Here is a 15,524-nt window from a genome sequence, read left to right on the forward strand (position 1 = left end):
AAAAAGATATTATGACGAAATTATTTAAAAAGACATGGCGCAGGGGGCTGGCGATTGCTTCTGCCGTTTTGCTTGCGGCGGGAACGCTGGCCGGATGCGGCGCGGGGACATCTGCGGGAGGAACCGGAAGTGATGTATCGCAGCCTGGCGCAGATTCTTCTCAGACAGGAACTGCCAAAGGACGTTTTATGGAAACGGAGATTGCCCTGCCGGAGGAGATGGAGGATATGCATCTGCTCACAGCTGTTTGGCAGGAAGATAAAAGTATTGAAGTCTATTTTTATGACGGGAAGTCATCTTACTACAGCTACACCTATGATGGCTCTGGCTGGACAGAGAATCAGGACGTCCCCGTGCTGCCGGATGGCATCCGGATGAGCCGGATCTTCCGGGGCGGGGATGGAAAATTGTATGCAGGAGGACATGGGGCCGGGTATATGTTTCATCTGTTTGAGATCTCAGAAACCGGGGAGGCGGCGGAGGTGTTTGCAGACGTCTTTAAAATCCCGGAAGGAAAAGATTATGGGCCGATCCCGGATTATATGAACGTGCTGGAAAACGGGAACCTGCTCATGTCCCAGGTAGCGGGAGCCGGGGTCTATGATCCGGAGGGGAAAAAGCTGTTTTCCCTGCCGCAGGAGTTTATCGGCATGGATATGCGTCTGCCGGCCTATGCGGGAGCAGACTACTATCTGACTCTGGATGACGGCGGCGGACGGCTGGCGCTCTATGATACCAATACAGGAGTGGAGAGCGGAAGCTTTGAGATACCGGAAAAAACCATGGAAAGCAGGATGGGCATGCTGCTGACCGGAGACGGGGAAGGCGGTTTCTACGCGGCAGGGCCAAGCGGCCTCTATCACACGGGAAGGAACGGGACGGTCTGGGAACAGCTCATTGACGGGAGCCTCAATTCCATGGGCCGCCAGGACCTGACCATCCGCGGTTTTTTCACGGGAAGCGATGGAAGCTATTATGGAATCTATACGACAACCGGAGAAGAAAAGGTGCTGTTCCTGCACTATGTATATAACAGTACCGTGGACACGGTGCCTCCGGAGACGGTGAGTGTTTACTCGCTGCGGGATAATAAAGCGGTGCGCCAGGCAGCCGCCATCCTGCAGAAGAATAACCCGCAGGTGCGGGTGGATTTCCGGGTTGCAGTGGAGGATGAAGAGGAGGCTGTGACAGAGGATGTGATCCGTGCACTGAACACGGAGCTTTTAAACGGAAAGGGCGCGGATGTGCTGATCCTGGATGGCCTTCCGGCAAAAAGCTACCGGGAAAAGGGAATCCTGGCAGATATGACGACGTTTGCAGACAGCCTGAAACCGCAGCTGCTGCCCAATGTGGCGGATGCGTTTGACACAGAGGACGGTAAAGTCTACTATCTTCCCGCCAGACTGATGCTGCCTGTGATCTATGGAAAACAGGAGGCGGTGGAAGCTCACCAGTCCTTAGACAAGATGAAGGCTTACCAGGGCCAGACACCGCTGTTTTCCGCTGATCTCTATGAAAATATGCTGCGTCAGACTGCTTACACCTGTTACCAGGAAATATTCAATGAGGACGGTTCCGCCGACGCGGAGGCCTTGCGGAAGTTCCTGGAATCCGTTAAGACCGCCGGAGAGCAGTCGAATGCCAGGTCAGAGTACACGGAAACAGAGATGAAGCGGTTTAACGTGAACAATACCGTGCTGCCGGATGGCTTTGGACGTCAGGATGCGTTCAGTCTGACAATCGGCGAATGCGCCGCTGCAGTGGAAATCCTAAGCTCCTTAGACAGCGCCATGCTGCCATTCTCAGCCGCGGGCAAGGGCGGATACACGATCCAGGATGTGAATGGGAGCTACAAACCCGACACTCTGGTGGGGATCAACGCTTCCGCCGCCAATCCGGCGGGGGCCGAGGAATTTATGAGAGTCCTGTTTGGGAATGAGGTGCAGGATCAGTCTCTCTGGAACGGGTTTCCGGTGAGGAGTGACAGTCTGGAGAGCTGGAAGAATATGGAGAAGGAAAATACGGTCAGCGTCAGCAGCAATGCGACCGGTATGTCCTTAGAAGGAGAGTGGCCTACGGCGCCACAGCGGGCGGCGATCGTGGAGCTGGTGAAAAAGGCCCATACGCCGGTGCTGGTAGACCCGTCCGTGATGCAGATGATCGTGGATGGCTCGAAGGATTATATGGATGGGAAAGAGAGTGTGGAAGGAGCGGTATCGGCCATTGAGAATAAGATCAGGATCTACATGGCGGAACGGGAATAAGAAGAGCAGGAGGAGGGAGCCGGTGTGGATGTTTCTGGCTCCCAGCCTGATTGGCATCCTGGTCTTTGTGCTGATTCCTTTTCTGGACGCGGTGCGAAGGTCGTTTTTTGACAGCACAGGGAAAGCGTTCCAGGGGCTTTCTGTGTACCGGGGTATCTGTACAAATAGCGCGTTCCGTCTGGCGGCGGCCAATACCCTGCGGTTCATGGCTGTTGCGCTGCCGCTTCTTATGGTATTGTCCTTTGCGCTTTCCCTGCTGGTCTACAGCTTCAACCGGGAGGCCGGCTTTTTTAAGACCGTGCTGGTGCTGCCGGTGGCGGTCCCGGCAGCCAGCGTTATCCTGTTATGGCGGATGGTGTTCTGTGCTGACGGGATCGTCAACGGGATATTCCGCCTGGAGGTGGACTGGATCTATGGGGACAGTTCCTTCTGGGTGCTGGTGTTGGCTTATCTGTGGAAAAATACAGGTTATCAGATGCTTTTATGGCTGGCTGCCCTTTCCGGGATACCAGACAGCCTCTATGAAGCCGCGGAAGTGGACGGGGCGGGGGCGGTTACGAAACTGCGCTACATCACGCTGCCCCAGGTAAAAAGCGCCACGGGCATGATCCTGTTTCTGGCGGTGGTCAATTCCTTTAAGGTGTTCCGGGAAGCATACGTGGTGGCAGGTTCCTATCCCAACGACAGGATCTATATGCTGCAGCATTTGTTCAACCACTGGTTCTTAAATCTGGATGTGCAGAAAATGAGCGGCGGAGCAGTGCTCCTTACGATCGTGATCGCCGTGCCGGTGGTCATTGGAACTATGAAAAAGGAGAGAGAGGTATGAGAAAAAAATATCTGACAGGGGGTATTTTACTGTTCTGCTCCCTGATTTTTGTTATTTTGCCCCTGCTTCTTTTGTTTGCCGCTTCCTTCATGCCGGAGGATGAGCTGCTGTACCGGTACCTTCCGGTTCTGGAACTGGGGAAACAGTCTGTTAAGCCGGCTATCCTGCCGTCATACCCATCCCTTAAGCCCTATACAGAACTGCTTTTTCATTCCCCGGGCTTTTTTGTAATGTTCTGGAATTCCATGCTTCAGGTGTTTGCGGTCCTTGCAGGCCAGCTTCTTGTGGGGCTGCCGGCGGCGTGGGCATTTGCCCGGTTTCGGTTTAAGGGCAGGAAAACGCTGTTTCTTCTATATCTGGTCCTGATGATCATGCCGTTTCAGGTTACGATGGTGCCTTCCTATCTGGTGCTTGACAGGCTGCACCTTCTGGACACGCATCTGTCCGTGATCCTGCCGGGCATATTTGCAGCGTTTCCAGTGTTTGTTATGGAGAAATTCTTTGAGTCCATCCCGCAGTCGTTCATCGAGGCGGTATACATAGACGGAGGCGGCTGCTGGGATGCTTTTTTCCGGGTGGGCGTGCCTCTGGGCCTGCCGGGGATCATGACGGCGATGCTGCTGGGCTTTTTTGAGTATTTCAATGCGCTTGAACCACCGCTGACGTTTATCAAAAATAAGGAGCTGTGGCCCCTGTCCCTGTATCTGCCGAATGTGACGGCGGACAATGCGTCCCTGGCGTTTACAGCCGGGTTTGTGGCGCTTTTGCCGCCGGTTCTTTTATACTTGAACGGGCAGGCATATCTGGAGCAGGGGATTGCAGCATCAGGAGTGAAGGAATAGATGGAGAATAAAAAGGCGGAAAGACAAAAACGGATATACCGGCGTCTTTTGCTGGGATTTTTTTGCTGTATGCTCTTTTTTACGGTCATGTCCAGGATCGTGGATTCCTACCGGGTAGCAAAGGTGGAGACGTCCCTTCCGGAAAAGAGGATCGTGGTAAAGACCGTGAAGGGGACCGGGACCGTGGAAGCGGGGGAATTGACCGGCATCCAGGTCACGGAGGGGCTTCTGGCCGGAAAGGTCGAAGCGGGGCCGGGGGCAAAGGTAAAAGAGGGCGAGCCGTTATTTTACTATGACAGCCTTTCCATGGCTGATAAGCAGAAGATGCTGTTGACAGAGATCAGCAGCCTGGAGCTTAAACTGGAGCAGGAGCGGCTGGGGGCGGAGCGCTATGACGGAGTTTCCGATACAGAGCTGGCCCGGCAGTCCCTGGCAGCGGCGGAGAAAAACCTGGCCCGTCAGCGGGAGAAGACTAGAAAGGCAGCGGCGGAGCATGATGCAGAGCTGACCCGGTTAAGGGAGTACTACGACAAGCGGCTGGAGCTGTCGGATGAAGAGCTGATCAGCCAGAGCCGTGAGGATTACAACCGGAGCCAGAACGAGTATGATACGGCGCAGCTTGATCAGGAGGCAGAGATCAGGCGGATCAAGCGGAAGCTTGAGGATACACGAAGGAAACTGGAACGGCTGGAGGCGAAGGAGGACGCCGACCAGTCAGAGATCGAGGAGCTTTACGATCTCCTGGATGAGTACGAGGAGGAGCTGGACCTGGCGGAGGAAAAATGGGATCTTACGATCATTCAGGCAGAAGACGACATGGACAGAAAGGAAGAGATCTACAACCGTTCCCAACGGGAGATCACAAGCGCCCGGCTTGCTTTGCAGGAAACTTATGAAAACGCGGTCAGTGCAGCAGATAAAAGCCTGGAGACAGCCCTGGAAGAAGAGCAGGGTGCCGCGGATGCGGTCAATGCGGCTGCCCTTGCGGTCGATAATGCAAAGAAAAATGACCACGCCCAAAAGCTGACAGCGGAGCAGGCGGTGCAGCTTGCAGAGCTTCGATGCCGTGAGACAGAGCTTGCGCTTACGGAGCAGAGGGAGCTTCTGTGGGAGCTGGAGGAGTTGATCGCGGCAGGCGGTATGGTGGCGGCTCCCTGTGACGGCACCGTCACTCTCGCCGAGGTGGAGCAGGGTAAAAAGCTGACCGGGGAGGAGCGTTTCTTTTTGTCGTCGGGCGACCTTGTTTTTGAGGGAAGCTTTGACCGGGACGAGGATGGGAATGTGAGTGAGGGGGATGAAGTGAATGTGCATTTTGATGGGGAGCAGCGTTCTGTCGCCCTTACAGCCAGCCAGGTGGATTTAGTCACCAGCGGTGAAACCGGAACTTTCCTGGCAAAGGTACCAGAGGGCGGTGCGTCGCTTGGTTCGAGAGGAAGTTTTGAGTGTATAAAAAGGACGGATGTCTACAATATCGTCATCCCGTTAAATAGCTTGAGAAAGGATATGTCAGGCTACTTCTGCCTGGTGCTGCAGAACCGCAACACCATACTGGGAGAGGAATACCGGGCGGCCCGGGTGGATGTGGAGCTCTTGTTTTCCGGGGATACCGTGGCGGCGGTGCAGGGGACCTTTACAAGTGAGGACAGGATCATAAGCGGCAGCGACCGGGTTGTAAATGTGGGAGACCGGGTAAGGCCTCTTTCATCTGCGGGAGGAAATTGAGGATGGATTGGAATCGTGAGTGGAAAAACAGATGGGATGACAGGTGGAGAAGCATATGGAGAGCCAGAAAGCAGGATATGATCAGTGCAGGGGTCGCGGCTGCCCTGTGCGTGCTGACCATCGCCCTTCTCTGGCCGGCAGCCCTGTCATTCTTTCACGGGTTCTGCCGTGTGGAGGTGGACTGCCGTATGAAAAATGTGACGGTGGAGGACCTAAAAGGTCTGGCAAAACAGGAGAAAGACGGCATGGCGGGGCTTTCCGACCTGGCCGGGTGGCGTTACGGGGAGAAGGGGGAGGCATCCGATCCGGTCACATCCCGCAGGGCAGGTACAGGAGTGGTATACGCCTATGGGACCATGTCCTTAGTATGGCCTGCCAAAGTCCTGGACGGCTCTTACAGCCAGGCTATGGGGGCGCGGGACTGTGTGGTGACGGAGGGACTTTCCTTTGCGCTGTACGGCGCGGTGGAGACCTGCGGGAACCTGTTGGAATTCGAGGACAAGACCTACCGGGTGGCTGCGGTCATCGATGAGAAGGAGGAACTTCTGCTCCTTCCTGCCGACGAAGGACGTGTGGAGCAGGCGGCTTTTCTGTTCGAGGGCAGGGAGCGGGTGAAGGAGAGGCTTGAGGGGCTGGGGTTTTAACTGATCAATATGTTATTGTTTAAACGTCTGCTTTCCGCTATAATGAAGGTTAGAGAATGAAAAGGAAGGCGCAGGAGCAATGACGATCAATGAAATCGCAGCTATGGCAGGAGTATCCAGGGCCACGGTGTCCAGGTATCTGAACGATGGGTATGTCAGTGAGGAGAAGCGGGAGAAGATCCGCAAGGTGATCGAGGAGACCGGGTATGAACCGTCGGTGCAGGCCCAGCAGCTTCGGCTGAAGCGGACCAATATTATCGGGGTCATCATCCCCAAGATCAATTCAGAGTCGGTCAGCCGCATGGTGGCGGGCATCAGTGTGGTCCTGGCAAAGGAAGGCTACCAGATGCTCCTTGCCAATACGGACAACGATGAGAAGGAAGAGCTGAAATACTTAAATCTGTTTAAATACAACCAGGTGGACGGGGTGATCCTGATCGGGACGATCCTTACAAAAGCCCACAAGGAGCGGCTGAAGGAGATGCAGGTCCCGGTGGTCCTTTTGGGACAGGTCCTGCCCGGATACAGCTGCGTGTATCATGATGATTACCATGCGGCGAAGGAGATGACGGAGCGTTTGGCAAAGCATGCCGGTACTCTTGGATATATCGGCGTGACACAGCGGGATGTGGCGGCGGGAAAAGAGCGCAGGAGAGGATTTCAGGCTGGAGCAGGCGACCGTGTGAGGACCTGTGCCGTGGAGGGGGATTTCTCCATGGATGCAGGTTATAAGGGCTGCAAAAAGCTTTTGGATCAGGAGCCTGGGCTGGACGGGATCTTTTGCGCCACAGATTCCATTGCGGTGGGAGCGAAGATGTGTCTGGAGGATGCGGGAAAACGGGTCCCGGAGGATGTAGCTCTTGCCGGGGTGGGCGATTCCATGATAGCGAAGGTGACAAGGCCATCCATTGCGACCGTACATTTTTACTATAAGACCAGCGGCATGGAGGCCGCCAGGCTTTTGTTTGACCGGATACAGAATCCCGGGGAGGCTGTGCGGGAAGTGAAGATGGGCTATGAGATCGTGGAGGGCGGCAGCCTGCGGTGACGGGCAACGGGCATTAACCGGATATCGATGGTCGAAAAGAGAGGGGATTGCGGACCTTCTCTTTTTAATGTCTTGACATAATCGGATTTATATGCAACAATAGTTGCATAACATTTGTTGCAAAAAAGAACGATCATGGAGAGGAATCATATGCCGCCTAAAGCCAGAATCACAAAAGAAATGATCTTGAATACAGTCCTGGAAATCACAAGAGAAACAGGTTTTGAGACTGTCAACGCAAGGAGTATCGCAGGAAAGCTTAGTGTTCTACGCGGCCGGTCTTTACCTGCTATAAAAACATGGAGGAGTTGAAAACAGACTTTCTGGCCTTTGCCTATGACTGCTATGAGCGCTATGTATCTGATTATGGCGCTGTTTCAGGCGCCAGTCCTTACCTGATCCTGCCTCTTTCCTATATTGGATTCGCCCGGGAGGAGCCGCAGCTGTTTAAGCTGTTGTTTATCAATGAGATGGATCTGGATATGAGGAAGGCAAAAGATTTCTACAGGGAAAGCGACAATGTGAAAAGAGCCGGGATCTTTTCGGAGACCATAGGGATAGAGACAGAACGGGCAAAAGGGATCTTTTTGGATCTGTTCCTCTATACCCATGGTATCGCAGTTTTAACAGCCACAAAGAAATTATCATTAAGCAGAACCGATGCGGAAAATATGGTGACAGATGTGCTGTCGGCTTTTATCAGGCAGGAAAAGCCTGACTGGAATCCAGATGTTTCATGAAATGGGGCGCAGAAGGGAGGCCATATGAAAACAAACCAGTATTTAATTGATTTTTATAATCATTATGATGAGGACAGCAGGCTGTCTTTTCAACATGGTTCCGTAGAGTTTTTAACTACCATGCATTATATTGACAAATTTTTAAGGCAAGGCAGCCGTGTGCTCGAGGTCGGTGCGGGAACCGGCCGGTATTCCCACGCGCTGGCGCGTCAGGGCTATGCCGTTGACGCGGTGGAGCTGGTAGAGCACAATATAGAGATCTTCCGCCGGAATACTCAGCCGGATGAAAGGATATCGGTCACACAGGGAAACGCCATGGACTTATCCGGCATCATGGATGATCAATACGATATAACACTGCTGCTGGGCCCTTTGTACCATCTCTACAGCACAGAGGACAAACGGCAGGCACTGAGTGAGGCGGTCCGCGTGACTAAGAAAGGCGGAGTTATTTTCGCTGCCTATGTTATTTCGGATGGGTGCCTCCTTGACGAGGGGTTCCACCGGGGCAATATCAATGTTTCTGAGTATATTCAAAATGGTCTGCTCGATCCAGAGACCTTTGCCGCCAGGTCAGAACCAAAGGATCTGTTTGAGCTGGTACGGAAGGAGGATATCGATGAGCTGATGTCTCCATTTCCTGTAACACGGCTGCATTATGTGGCTGCTGACGGCTGTGCACTGTTTATGCGGGAAGCCGTGGACGCTATGGATGACGACGCGTTTGCATTATATCTGAAATACCATTTGGCTGTTTGCGAGCGCGAAGACATGGTGGGGATCACCAGCCATGCGGTAGATATATTTAAAAAATAATTTGTAATGAATGCAAGGTTCCTGATTTCCCTGTCGTATTATATGTGAAGTCCCAAAACAGGGAGAACAACAAACCGTAATATAAAGGAGATAAAAATGAGAAAATTAATATTGGCAGGCAGTACAGTTGTGATGATGGCAGCGATGGGGATGACGGCGTTTGCAGCGAATACGGTGAGCGCCCCGTCGGCAGGTCCGGGAAGTTATGCTTATTGCGCTTATCTTGATGATGACGGGGACGGCATCTGTGACAATTGCGCCAATGAGCAGGCCCACTGCGGGCATGAAGGGCATGTGGGAGCATGCAGCGATGTGGATGGAAGAGGAGGATATTATAGAGATGACTGTAATGGGACGCACAGGGACGGATGCGGACACAGCCGTTCTGTAAACAGCAGTTCCAGACGTACCGGTTCCGGGCGCAGAGGCCATCACGGCGGGTGCCACTAAAGCCTGAAAGGTGATGCCAAGCCCAGTACAGGCGGCAGCATAACCGGCAGACAAAGACCGACGATAGGGGCAGAGTAGAGCAGAGAGAGGCAAAGGAGGGGCACCCGGATGCAGAGTGAAAACGAAATAAATCGGGTTGTCAGAGATTATGCGGATATGGTGAGACGTATCTGCTTTTACCGCCTGAAAAATCATGCCGACACAGAGGATGTTTTCCAGAATGTGTTCCTCAAATACCTGCTGTATGAGGGTCGGTTTGAGAGCGCGGAGCATGAGAAGGCGTGGTTTGTCCGGGTGTCCATCAATGCCTGTAAGGATTATCTGAAAATGATGTTTCGTCACAAAACGGTCCCGCTGGAGGTCCTGACGGAGGAGTCCTCGGGAATGGATGCGGAGCAGTACGGTGTGCTGGAGGCGCTTTTGGAGCTTCCGGTAAAATATAAGGACGTTTTATATCTTTACTATTTTGAAGGCTATTCCGCCCTGGAGATCGGCGGGAGCTTAAAGAAGAAAGAAAACACAGTCTACTCCCTTTTGTCCCGCGGACGGGGGATGCTGAAAGAACGATTAGGAGGTGAGGAACTTGGCGAACCGGGTGTATGATGCGCTTGCATCTGTAAAGGCCAGCGAAGAGCTGAAGTCTTCTACTCTCCAGTATCTGAAAGAGGAGCGGGAGCGCCGCAATAGACGTCCTGGCGTGTTTTTTGGGTTGACGGTTTCCATGAAGAGCCTTTCGGCGGCAGTCTGCCTGGCGCTTCTTGTGACAGCCGGGACCGTCGGTTACTCGGTGGTCCGCACACCGGTCTCCTATATCAGTATCGATGTAAATCCTTCCATCGAGCTGGCGCTCAACCGGCTGGACCGGGTGGTGTCGGCGGCGGCTTACAATGAGGACGGTGAGATTGTCTTAGACGGGATATCCGTGAAGGGGAAACCTTATGTGGAGGCCATTGACACGATCGTGGAGAGTGACGCCATGTCCGGATATCTGACACAGGATGCGGTGCTGACCTTTACGGTTGCATCCCAGGTGGACAAAAAGGAGCAGAGTCTGCAGGCCGGCGTAGAACAGAGCCATGGCTGCAAGGGCCACGGCGGGCAGAGCGTGAATGTGGATGCCAGCCTGGTTACGGAAGCCCATGGACATGGAGTGTCGTTTGGAAAATATGCGGCTTATCTGGAGCTGGCACAGTATGATGGAAATGTCACGGTGGAGGACTGCCGGAGCATGTCAATGTCGGAGATCAACCATCAGATCGACGCTCACGAGCATGGCTGTGCGGCGAGGGAAGATGAGGTAAACGGCAGCGGGCCGGCCAATATGGACGATACCGGAGCGGATGCCGGGACTGGTCCGGAGGAAACTGCAAAGGGCCGTGGCTGCGCAGTGCATGGGGGCAGGAGCGATGAACCTGAAAATGACAGGGGCGGCACGAGCGGGAACCATCATGGCAGAGGCTGGCACTGATCATAAAATAAACGGAGTGATAACCGGAAAGAAAGCGGAGAGATGTTGATGCAGACATCTTTTCCGCTTTCTGTGTTTTTGTCTAATTTGTATAAAAAAGAAAAGGAAAATTGGATAGAATGGCAATTTACATAGTGAGTAAAAAACGTTATTATTAAACCATAAGATATGAGAACGATCCCATAAAAGAAAATATATATTATATAAATACTATGTAGTATATTGAGTATTTAAATGATATCGTTCTCGCATGAATGCAAACTTATTATAACGAACAATTGAAGGGAGAAGAAGCATGGATTACAAAAAAGCAGCCAGCGAAGTCTACCGTTACATTGGCGGCGGGGACAATCTGATCTCCGCGGCACACTGCGCTACACGTCTGCGGCTGGTCATTGCAGACAATGACAGGTGTGACCGGGATGCGGTGGAGAATATTGAGGGTGTCAGCGGCGTGTTCTTCGCATCGGGGCAGCTCCAGATCATTTTTGGCACCGGGACGGTAAACAAGGTTTATGACGAGTTTATCAAGCTTGCAGGGATCTCGGAAGCTTCCAGGGATGAGGTAAAGCAGGCGGCGGCAGCCAAACAGAATGTATTCAAACGGGCGATCAAGACTCTGGGAGATGTGTTTGTGCCGATCATCCCGGCGATCGTAGCCAGCGGTCTTCTGATGGGGCTTTTGGAGGGGCTTGCCAATGTATTCCCGGCCATGACCCAGTCCGGGACTTACACTATCATCCATCTGTTTTCCAACGCGGCGTTCGTTTTCCTTCCGATCCTGATCGCGGTCAGCGCCGCGAAGGTATTTGGCGGCAATATTTTCCTGGGCGCAGTGATCGGTATGATCATGATCCACACCGATCTTGTCAATGCCTGGAGCGTAGCTTCTTTAGAGTCGATTCCGTCTGCGTCCGTATGGTTTGGATTGTATGATGTGAATCTGGTGGGCTACCAGGGACATGTGATCCCGGTGGTGATCGCTGTCTGGCTGATGTCTTCTCTTGAGAAGAAGCTGCACAAGATCGTCCCGGAGATCATCGATCTGTTCGTCACCCCGCTGGTGACGGTGCTGGTGACCGGTTATCTGACCCTGACGGTCATCGGTCCTGTATTTTCCTTCCTGGAGAACATGGTATTTGACGGCGCCCTGTATCTGGTGAGCCTGCCCTTCGGTATCGGAGCAGCGGTGGCTGGCGCGGTCTATGCGCCCACAGTAGTAGCCGGAGTGCATCACATGTACAATGCGCTGGAGGCCGGTCTTTTAAGCGCTGGAGGCCTGAATGTGTGGATGCCGATCGCGACGGCTGCCAATGTGGGGCAGGGTGCGGCGGCGCTGGCGGTGGCGCTCAGGACAAAGAACCAGAAGACCCGCTCCATGGCTCTTCCGGCTTCCCTGTCGGCCTTCCTGGGGATCACGGAACCGGCTATCTTTGGTGTAAATATCCGGTTTATGAGCGCGTTTGCTGCCGGCTGTATCGGCGGTTTTGCCGGCGGCCTGGTGGCGGGGATCATGAAGGTAGGAGCAACTGCTTACGGTATTACGGGCGTATTTGGATTCCTGATCACGACACAGAACAGCTTTGCTTATCTGATGGTGATCGTGGTATCTGTGGTTGTGGCCTTCAGCCTGTCATGGATCTTCTATAAGGGGGATGGCGACAAAAGGAAGGGCAGCAGTAAAGAGAGCAGTTCTAAGAGGATGGAAGTGGAGGCTGACACTGTGGAGGCGGCTTCCAGGGCAGAGATTTACTGTCCGCTGGAGGGTGAGATCATTCCGGCAGCCCAGGTTAAGGATGAGACCTTTGCCCAGGAGATCATAGGAAAGACTGTGGCGGTCGTACCGGAGCGCGGCAGGATCACAGCGCCTTTTGACGGAGAAGTGAGCATGGTGTTTGAGACCGGGCATGCTGTCGGCTTAAAGGGACCGGCAGATACAGAGCTTCTGATCCATGTAGGCATCAACACGGTGGACTTAAAAGGCAAGTATTTTAAGATCCATACAGAGACCGGGAAGAAGGTAAAGAAGGGTGATCTGCTGCTGGAGTTTGATATCGACGGAATCCGGGACAGCGGCTATGACGCGACTACCATGGTGATCCTGGCCAATACCCCGGCGTACAGCCAGGTGTGGTGCGCATCAGAAGGACATGGGGACAGCGCGGTGAACGTGATGACTGTGGTGAAATAAACTGTTAAAAAACAATCTGGAAACAATCAGGGAGACTGCTATGAAAAAAGACTGTTACCGTATGGGATTTCATCTGATGCCTCCGAAGGGCTGGCTCAACGACCCGAATGGGCTGTGCCAGTTTGGGGGAGAGTACCACGTGTTCTTTCAATATGATCCGGACTGGCCCCAGGATGGGCAGAAGTGCTGGGGGCATTATGCCAGCGCGGATCTGGTGAACTGGAGGTTTGCCGGGACCGCACTTCGGCCGGACCGGGATTTTGACCGGAGCGGCGCATACTCCGGCTCGGCTGTGGTCATAAACAAACCGTCTGCACAGATTCCGGGCGGGCAGCAGAAGCTGCGGCTCTATTATACGGGCAATGTAAAGCTGGAGGGTGACTACGATTATATTGATTCCGGCAGAGAGGCCAATGTGGTCTGCACGGAAAGCACGGACGGGATCCATTTTTCCGAAAAGCAGCTTTTGATGACGGATGCAGACTATCCGTCAGACTATACCTGCCACGTACGGGACCCAAAAGTATTTGTGGAGCATGGTATGTATTACATGGTCCTGGGCGGAAGGAAGCGCGGTACGGCGGCAGAAGCCGCTGCCGGCAGCCAGCCGCTGACACGAAAGGATTTCGGCGCAGTCCTGCTGTATCAATCCGGAGACGGGATACACTGGGAGCTTAAGCGGGAGCTGACGACACCGGAGCCATTCGGTTATATGTGGGAGTGTCCGGATCTGTTTTCCATAGGGGATCTGACCTGCCTTTCCTTCTGCCCTCAGGGGCTTTTGGCGGAGCCATACCGTTTTCAGAATACGGACCAGTCCGGTTATGTGTGGCTGGACGGGGAGACAGTGGACGCAAAAGACTTTACGGAATGGGATATGGGGTTTGAATTCTATGCCCCGCAGACTTTTGAAGATGAAAACGGAAGGCGGCTTCTGATCGGTTGGACCGGACTCCCCGATACGCCATATGACAATCCGACTGTGGAGAATGACTGGCTGCATTGCCTGACGATCCCGAGAGAGCTGACGGTGGAGGCGGGGAAGATCCTTCAGAATCCGGCCTCAGAGCTTCAGGTGCTGAAAGAGGATGGACAGAGCTTTTCCGGGGACGCCGTATCTGTGGAGACAAAAGATTTTTCTTTTTGGCTGCAGATCGAGCAGATGGAGACGGAGCGCTTTCAGATATCGATGGAAGACCATTTATTTTTGAAATATGAAAATAAAGTGTTTACATGGGAGTTCCCGGATGGTAAAACAGAAGCAGAGGACTGGGGCCGGGGACGGCGCGTCCGGAGAATGGAGCTGGAGAAGCTGACGGATATCCGGGTATTGTGCGACCATTCTGTGTTGGAGCTGTTTGTCAATGGGGGTGAACGTGTGATGTGCGGCCGATTCTATCCGGAGGTATCCGGGGAATTGGCCGGAGGGGAGCCTGAAGGCATCAGCAGTGTCCGGATCCAGGGCTGCGGCGCCCGGGCAGTCACACATTTCTGGCATATGAAAGCGATGGAGGTAAGGGATGATGAAACGGTTATTGGCGATTGGAGAGGCACTGATTGATTTTATACCGGAGGAGACAGGGAAAGCGTTAAAGGATGTGTGCGGCTTTCGCCCCGCGGTGGGAGGAGCGCCGGCCAATGTCTGCGGCGCTTATGTGAAGCTGGGCGGGGAAGCGGCTCTGGTGACGCAGCTGGGCGATGACCCGTTTGGCGATAAGATTGTGGAGGAGTTTGTTTCCTGCGGGATTGGGTGCGGCTATATCCGAAGGACAAAGGAGGCCAACACATCTCTGGCGTTTGTTGCATTAAAAGAGGATGGGAACCGGGAGTTTTCCTTCTACCGGAAGCCGGGGGCTGATATGCTGCTCAAGCCGGAGCAGGTGGATGCGGCGTGGTTTGACAATGCCTATGGACTGCATTTTTGTTCCGTGTCCCTGGGGAATTATCCCATGAAGGAGGCTCACAACAAAGCCATCCAGTGCGCGCTGGACAAAGGGCTTTTAGTCAGCTTTGACCCGAATCTGCGCCCGCAGCTGTGGGACGATCTGGACGGGCTGAAACAGGCTGTGCGGGCCTTTGCGCCCCTCTCCCATATCCTGAAGATCTCCGATGAAGAGCTGGAATTCATCACTGGGCTGAGTGATATAAAGCAGGCGCTGCCGAAGCTGTTGATCGGCAACACCCGTCTTGTGATCTACACGAAGGGAGCGGGCGGCGCGGAATGCTATACCGCTTCCGCCAGGGCGGTATCGGAGGGACGGAAGGTACAGGCGGTGGACACTACCGGAGCCGGGGACGGCTTTATCGGAGCGTTTCTTCACTGTCTGGCAGCAGACGGCGTGGGGGCGGGAGACTTAGGCCTTTTGACGCCGGATCAGATGACAAAGTATCTGGAGTTTGCAAACCGGTTCTGTGCAAAGAGCGTGATGAAGCATGGGGCGATCGCCTCTTATCCGACTATGGAGGAGATGAGCGAAGAGACTTAACCGCTCTGGAAACCTGTGCAGATC

14 protein-coding genes and 1 pseudogene are annotated in these 15,524 nt (G+C 53.7%); all 15 read left to right on the forward strand.

Translation table 11 applies throughout. The features are described from left to right. The first annotated feature begins 11 nt into the window (after window positions 1-11). The 15 genes and pseudogenes from AB1I67_RS10370 to AB1I67_RS10440 all read left to right on the forward strand — a co-directional run bounded on the left by AB1I67_RS10370 (window position 12) and on the right by AB1I67_RS10440 (window position 15,500). Entirely contained in the window at window positions 12-2,264 is a 2,253-nt protein-coding gene (locus tag AB1I67_RS10370) for a hypothetical protein (RefSeq protein WP_367029793.1), read from the forward strand. Window positions 2,265-2,292: 28 nt separating this feature from the next. Further along, entirely contained in the window at window positions 2,293-3,093 is an 801-nt protein-coding gene (locus AB1I67_RS10375) for a sugar ABC transporter permease (RefSeq protein ID WP_367032603.1), read from the forward strand. Then, window positions 3,090-3,935 (forward strand): carbohydrate ABC transporter permease, encoded by an 846-nt coding sequence (locus AB1I67_RS10380; protein ID WP_367029794.1) that lies wholly within the window; start codon window positions 3,090-3,092, stop codon window positions 3,933-3,935. The genes AB1I67_RS10375 and AB1I67_RS10380 overlap by 4 nt, the downstream gene beginning before the upstream one ends. Further along, window positions 3,936-5,657 (forward strand): hypothetical protein, encoded by a 1,722-nt coding sequence (locus tag AB1I67_RS10385; protein ID WP_367029795.1) that lies wholly within the window; start codon window positions 3,936-3,938, stop codon window positions 5,655-5,657. A gap of 2 nt (window positions 5,658-5,659) precedes the next feature. Next, window positions 5,660-6,301, forward strand: coding sequence for a hypothetical protein (locus tag AB1I67_RS10390; protein ID WP_367029796.1), 642 nt, complete (start codon window positions 5,660-5,662; stop codon window positions 6,299-6,301). Window positions 6,302-6,377: 76 nt separating this feature from the next. After that, window positions 6,378-6,506: pseudogene (locus tag AB1I67_RS10395) on the forward strand (LacI family DNA-binding transcriptional regulator); the annotation flags it as partial. Window positions 6,507-6,518: 12 nt separating this feature from the next. Continuing rightward, complete coding sequence (locus AB1I67_RS10400) at window positions 6,519-7,349, forward strand: trehalose repressor (protein ID WP_367032604.1); 831 nt, start codon at window positions 6,519-6,521, stop codon at window positions 7,347-7,349. A 308-nt stretch (window positions 7,350-7,657) separates the two neighbouring features. Continuing rightward, window positions 7,658-8,089, forward strand: coding sequence for a TetR/AcrR family transcriptional regulator (locus AB1I67_RS10405; RefSeq protein ID WP_367029797.1), 432 nt, complete (start codon window positions 7,658-7,660; stop codon window positions 8,087-8,089). 24 nt (window positions 8,090-8,113) lie between these two features. Further along, window positions 8,114-8,905, forward strand: coding sequence for a class I SAM-dependent methyltransferase (locus AB1I67_RS10410; protein WP_367029798.1), 792 nt, complete (start codon window positions 8,114-8,116; stop codon window positions 8,903-8,905). Between the two features lie 96 nt (window positions 8,906-9,001). Further along, window positions 9,002-9,355, forward strand: coding sequence for a hypothetical protein (locus AB1I67_RS10415; protein WP_367029799.1), 354 nt, complete (start codon window positions 9,002-9,004; stop codon window positions 9,353-9,355). Between the two features lie 108 nt (window positions 9,356-9,463). Then, window positions 9,464-9,958 carry a sigma-70 family RNA polymerase sigma factor gene (locus tag AB1I67_RS10420; protein WP_367029800.1) on the forward strand — a complete coding sequence of 165 codons (495 nt, stop codon included), beginning with the start codon at window positions 9,464-9,466 and terminating at the stop codon, window positions 9,956-9,958. Beyond that, window positions 9,939-10,823 carry a hypothetical protein gene (locus tag AB1I67_RS10425; RefSeq protein ID WP_367029801.1) on the forward strand — a complete coding sequence of 295 codons (885 nt, stop codon included), beginning with the start codon at window positions 9,939-9,941 and terminating at the stop codon, window positions 10,821-10,823. Before AB1I67_RS10420 ends, AB1I67_RS10425 begins: the two co-directional genes overlap by 20 nt. Before the next feature lie 295 nt (window positions 10,824-11,118). Then, entirely contained in the window at window positions 11,119-13,014 is a 1,896-nt protein-coding gene (locus AB1I67_RS10430) for a glucose PTS transporter subunit IIA (protein ID WP_367029802.1), read from the forward strand. 40 nt (window positions 13,015-13,054) lie between these two features. Further along, window positions 13,055-14,575: a glycoside hydrolase family 32 protein gene (locus tag AB1I67_RS10435; RefSeq protein ID WP_367029803.1), complete on the forward strand. Its 1,521-nt coding sequence runs from the start codon at window positions 13,055-13,057 to the stop codon at window positions 14,573-14,575. Continuing rightward, window positions 14,535-15,500 carry a carbohydrate kinase gene (locus AB1I67_RS10440; RefSeq protein ID WP_367029804.1) on the forward strand — a complete coding sequence of 322 codons (966 nt, stop codon included), beginning with the start codon at window positions 14,535-14,537 and terminating at the stop codon, window positions 15,498-15,500. Before AB1I67_RS10435 ends, AB1I67_RS10440 begins: the two co-directional genes overlap by 41 nt. Window positions 15,501-15,524: the final 24 nt, after the last annotated feature.

The organism is Clostridium sp. AN503 (assembly GCF_040719375.1).
Taxonomy (GTDB): domain Bacteria; phylum Bacillota; class Clostridia; order Lachnospirales; family Lachnospiraceae; genus Brotaphodocola.

Coding starts and splice junctions, on each gene's coding strand:
- AB1I67_RS10415 (WP_367029799.1), top strand. CDS start 9,002: ATGAGAAAATTAATATTGGCAGGCAGTACAGTTGTGATGATGGCAGCG.
- AB1I67_RS10435 (WP_367029803.1), top strand. CDS start 13,055: ATGAAAAAAGACTGTTACCGTATGGGATTTCATCTGATGCCTCCGAAG.
- AB1I67_RS10380 (WP_367029794.1), top strand. CDS start 3,090: ATGAGAAAAAAATATCTGACAGGGGGTATTTTACTGTTCTGCTCCCTG.
- AB1I67_RS10385 (WP_367029795.1), top strand. CDS start 3,936: ATGGAGAATAAAAAGGCGGAAAGACAAAAACGGATATACCGGCGTCTT.
- AB1I67_RS10370 (WP_367029793.1), top strand. CDS start 12: ATGACGAAATTATTTAAAAAGACATGGCGCAGGGGGCTGGCGATTGCT.
- AB1I67_RS10430 (WP_367029802.1), top strand. CDS start 11,119: ATGGATTACAAAAAAGCAGCCAGCGAAGTCTACCGTTACATTGGCGGC.
- AB1I67_RS10440 (WP_367029804.1), top strand. CDS start 14,535: ATGATGAAACGGTTATTGGCGATTGGAGAGGCACTGATTGATTTTATA.
- AB1I67_RS10375 (WP_367032603.1), top strand. CDS start 2,293: ATGTTTCTGGCTCCCAGCCTGATTGGCATCCTGGTCTTTGTGCTGATT.
- AB1I67_RS10410 (WP_367029798.1), top strand. CDS start 8,114: ATGAAAACAAACCAGTATTTAATTGATTTTTATAATCATTATGATGAG.
- AB1I67_RS10390 (WP_367029796.1), top strand. CDS start 5,660: ATGGATTGGAATCGTGAGTGGAAAAACAGATGGGATGACAGGTGGAGA.
- AB1I67_RS10420 (WP_367029800.1), top strand. CDS start 9,464: ATGCAGAGTGAAAACGAAATAAATCGGGTTGTCAGAGATTATGCGGAT.